The sequence below is a fragment of the Nitrospirota bacterium genome (assembly GCA_016207885.1).
Lineage (GTDB): Bacteria > Nitrospirota > Thermodesulfovibrionia > UBA6902 > UBA6902 > JACQZG01.
Genome location: JACQZE010000028.1, coordinates 1 through 3,383 on the forward strand (window position 1 = coordinate 1; position 3,383 = coordinate 3,383).

The 3,383-nt window shown below is 44.5% G+C and carries 4 protein-coding genes; 3 read left to right on the forward strand and 1 reads right to left on the reverse strand.

Going from position 1 to position 3,383, the window contains the following annotated elements; translation table 11 throughout:
- The 3 genes from HY807_11605 to HY807_11615 all read left to right on the forward strand — a co-directional run.
- The coding region (locus HY807_11605) for a transposase (GenBank protein ID MBI4827043.1) at positions 1–153 on the forward strand (153 nt) is incomplete at its 5' end.
- A gap of 101 nt (positions 154–254) precedes the next feature.
- Complete coding sequence (locus HY807_11610) at positions 255–1,727, forward strand: IS21 family transposase (GenBank protein MBI4827044.1); 1,473 nt, start codon at positions 255–257, stop codon at positions 1,725–1,727.
- On the forward strand, positions 1,724–2,476 hold the full coding sequence (locus HY807_11615) for an ATP-binding protein (GenBank protein ID MBI4827045.1): 753 nt from the start codon (positions 1,724–1,726) through the stop codon (positions 2,474–2,476). The genes HY807_11610 and HY807_11615 overlap by 4 nt, the downstream gene beginning before the upstream one ends.
- Positions 2,477–2,508: 32 nt before the next feature.
- On the opposite strand, the gene HY807_11620 is transcribed toward HY807_11615, so the two are convergent.
- Positions 2,509–2,865 (reverse strand): hypothetical protein, encoded by a 357-nt coding sequence (locus HY807_11620; GenBank protein MBI4827046.1) that lies wholly within the window; start codon positions 2,863–2,865, stop codon positions 2,509–2,511.
- Between the last annotated feature and the right edge of the window lie 518 nt (positions 2,866–3,383).

The following is a 3,383-nucleotide window of genomic DNA, read 5'->3' on the forward strand; positions in this document are numbered from 1 at the left end:
CTTGGGCCTAAGAAAACAAAGAAGATAGAGTTGGCGGTTATGGACATGTGGAAGGCCTTCACGAAGTCCACTCGGAATAATGCTCCCGGAGCTGCCATTCTTTATGACAAGTTTCACGTAATGAGACATCTGGGCGATGCGTGTAGATCGTAAAATACAATTGACCCCTGATCGTCATTTAAAATTGACCCCCTAAAAACTTATAATCTCCTTTCTTTAAAGAAAGAAAGGAGCAGAGAACAGGGGTGATAAGCATGTACAAGTGGCAACAGGTTAAGGCATTAAAGACCCAGGGGACATCGATCAAGCAGATCATGCAACGACTAAAGCTGTCGAAAAATACAGTCAGGAAGTATCTAAGGAGTGAAGAACCTCCTCATTTTAAGGCCCGCGAGTATGAGAAGCTTCTCGATCAATACGAAGAACCGGTAACAGAGATGCTTGGGAAGCATTATATCGGGACGAGGATACACAATGAACTTCTTCAGATGGGCTATACGGGCTCTCTGTCCTCAGTGCATCGTTATATATCCGACATAAAAGAAGCCGTGGAACTAAAGGCGTTGGCAACGACAAGGGTAGAGACGAAACCAGGCAAACAGATGCAATACGATTGGAAAGAGTGGCAACTGCCTGTGGATGGCAATTTAGTGAAGATCTATATTCACGAGGTAGTCCTAAGCTATAGCCGCAAAAAGTACTATATCAGCTCTCTGAGTATAACCACACAGGATGTAATAAGGGCGATTGCCGGAGCTATGGAGTATTTCGGAGGTTTAACGGAGGAAGTGGTAATAGACAACCCCAAACAGATGGTAATTACCCATAGGAAGAGCGGAGCAGTTTATTACAACGATGAGTTTTTGAGGTTTTGTGGATTATATGGTATCCAGCCTAATCCCTGTCAGAATTATAGGGCACGAACGAAGGGCAAAGCGGAGAGGCCATTTTATTATTTGCAGGAACACCTGCTTCGGGGGCTTGAGGTAAAGGAGATGTCTTCATTTGACAGCTTACTTTCAGAGTTTACGGAAAAGTACAATGCAAGGCCCCATAGTGATCTTAAGGAATCTCCTGATGAGATGTTCCGGTATGAGAAGGAGACTCTGAAGAGAATTCCCCTGGTAGAACCGGCAATACTTTATAGCAAACCCATAAGGAAAATCAGCAATGACGGATATATATCATGGGACGGAGCTGAATATCCTGTGGATATGAGATATTGCCTGAAAGATGTGAGGGTTGAGGCCGAATTCGGCAAAAAACTAAGAGTCTATGATCTGGCCGGGGGACTGATCGCCGAACATAACAAAAGGCTTTTCAATAAAGGGATACGGCCTGTTCATCCTGAGCATGAGAAGATAAACGACGCGTATATGCAGAAAAAAGAAACATACCGTGCCGAAACGGTCAAAAAGTTCATCGAGACGTTTCAACAACCTGGACGCCGCTATCTCGAAGGCCTTAAGACAGCAGTAACAGCCAATCTGTATTGGCATATTGAAGAGATCATGAAATATACAGAGGTTTACAGCATTGCTGATGTTTTGGCAGTTCTTTCTGAGTGCATGGAGATCGGGGCATATCACAAAAACAGCGTAAGGAGGCTTCTGCAGTGTAAGGAACCTCAGAAACAACCCTTTGATATTCTCAATCAACCCTGTCTTGTCGCATTCGTCGATATAAGAAGGCCGCTTGCTGATTACAAGGTGGAGGCTGCGATATGAGCGAAGAACTCAACAGACAGATAGAAGGACATTTAAGGGTATTGAAACTCAAAAGCATGATACCGATCTACAGAGAGTTATCCGAGAGGGCAACGGCGGGCAATCTTCAATACGAAGAATATCTGGCGCTGCTTTTGGAAGAGGAGGTGAAGAGAAAAATAGACAGTTCAGTAAGGGCAAAGGTGCATAAGAGCCGTTTGCCGTACCTGAAAACGCTGGAGGAGTTTGACTTCAGCTTTCAGCCGGGATTAAAAGAAAAGGAGGTGATAAAACTCAGTAGCCTGGAATTTATAGAGCAAAAAGATAATGTGATCCTCCTTGGACCACCAGGCGTCGGCAAGACCCATCTTGCTGTAGGCCTTGCAATGAAAGCCTGCATGGCAAGATACAGGGTGTTGTTCACTACCGCACAAAGGCTTATAGAGGATCTGATGCTGTCAAAAAGGGACGGAAGTCTCATGGAAAGACTTATGGCATATTCCCGGCTTCATCTTTTAATCATCGATGAACTCGGCTATATGCCGATAACAAAGGACCAGGCAAACCTTCTGTTTCAGCTTATTTCGATGAGATACGAAAAAGGCTCCGTTATCCTTACAAGCAATTACAATTTCGATGAATGGGGTAAGGTTTTTGATGATAACGTGGTTGCATCCGCCATTATAGACAGACTGGTGCATCATGCGAGTATCTTCTATATCACGGGCAGCAGCTATCGACTGAAAAATAAGCTGAAGAAGGCTAAATGAAATAGGGGTCAATTTTATTTGCGGAAAAGGGGTCAATTGTCTTGACTATCTACACATGAAGAATACCTTAGAGACGCGCACACCATTAAGGAAATAGAGATTGTAGCCGTCCTCCCATGAGAGCGCCGGGCCGTCATGGCAGTGGAGTTGAGATTCTTCCATTCCAAGGTACTCTGCAATTTAAGCTCTGATGCAATTCTCTGACAATCAAGAGGGCTTTTGGCGTAATAAACAGTCGGTTTAGGCAACCCTATCAGGCCGTATAGCCATTTAAGGGACTCCTCAATCAGGGCTTTATCCATATCCCTCTTGAGAAAGGCGTTTTCAACCCACATCGAGGCTATCCGGGCAACTTGCGATTTTTGCTCCCCGGAAAGCCTTTCAAGCATGATGTCGTCTCCTGTTTCTCATCGTTTTGTGCCTTATTCCGCAAGGTCAATCTTATATACATAACACCCTGCATCCTTGCCGCAAGAAACAGAGACCGTAATCTTTGCGCCAGTCTTGAGCCTTTGTTTGATTATTTCCTCTAACTCATCGGCTATATCGGCCTGCGGGACGTTTTTGCTCGGACCATTGTATAGCAGTTTGTCATCCTCGCTGATGTTTATATATAGATAAAATTCTGATTGGATTTTCTTACCGGATTGCGTGCTGAGAATCAATGACCTGCAATATCTTTTATCACCTGAAGCGGCCTCGCATCTTGAAATGGAGACCACTTTCCCGGAGTATTGCCCTTCATGTTTAATAAGTCTTATCTGCCCGGCAGAGGATATTCCGGGATATATAACAATGCCGGTTAAAAGAGCAGAAAGGCATAGCGATTTAATAACAGTTGCCCTTAACCTCATCTATCTGATGTCGGATGTCGATAGTGGAGGCCAAACCCTTCATGCCGCTTTAC

What these genes read in the sequence shown, in the direction of transcription:
- HY807_11615 (MBI4827045.1), top strand. Translation starts at nt 1,724, where the DNA reads ATGAGCGAAGAACTCAACAGACAGATAGAAGGACATTTAAGGGTATTG.
- HY807_11620 (MBI4827046.1), bottom strand. Translation starts at nt 2,865, where the DNA reads ATGCTTGAAAGGCTTTCCGGGGAGCAAAAATCGCAAGTTGCCCGGATA.
- HY807_11610 (MBI4827044.1), top strand. Translation starts at nt 255, where the DNA reads ATGTACAAGTGGCAACAGGTTAAGGCATTAAAGACCCAGGGGACATCG.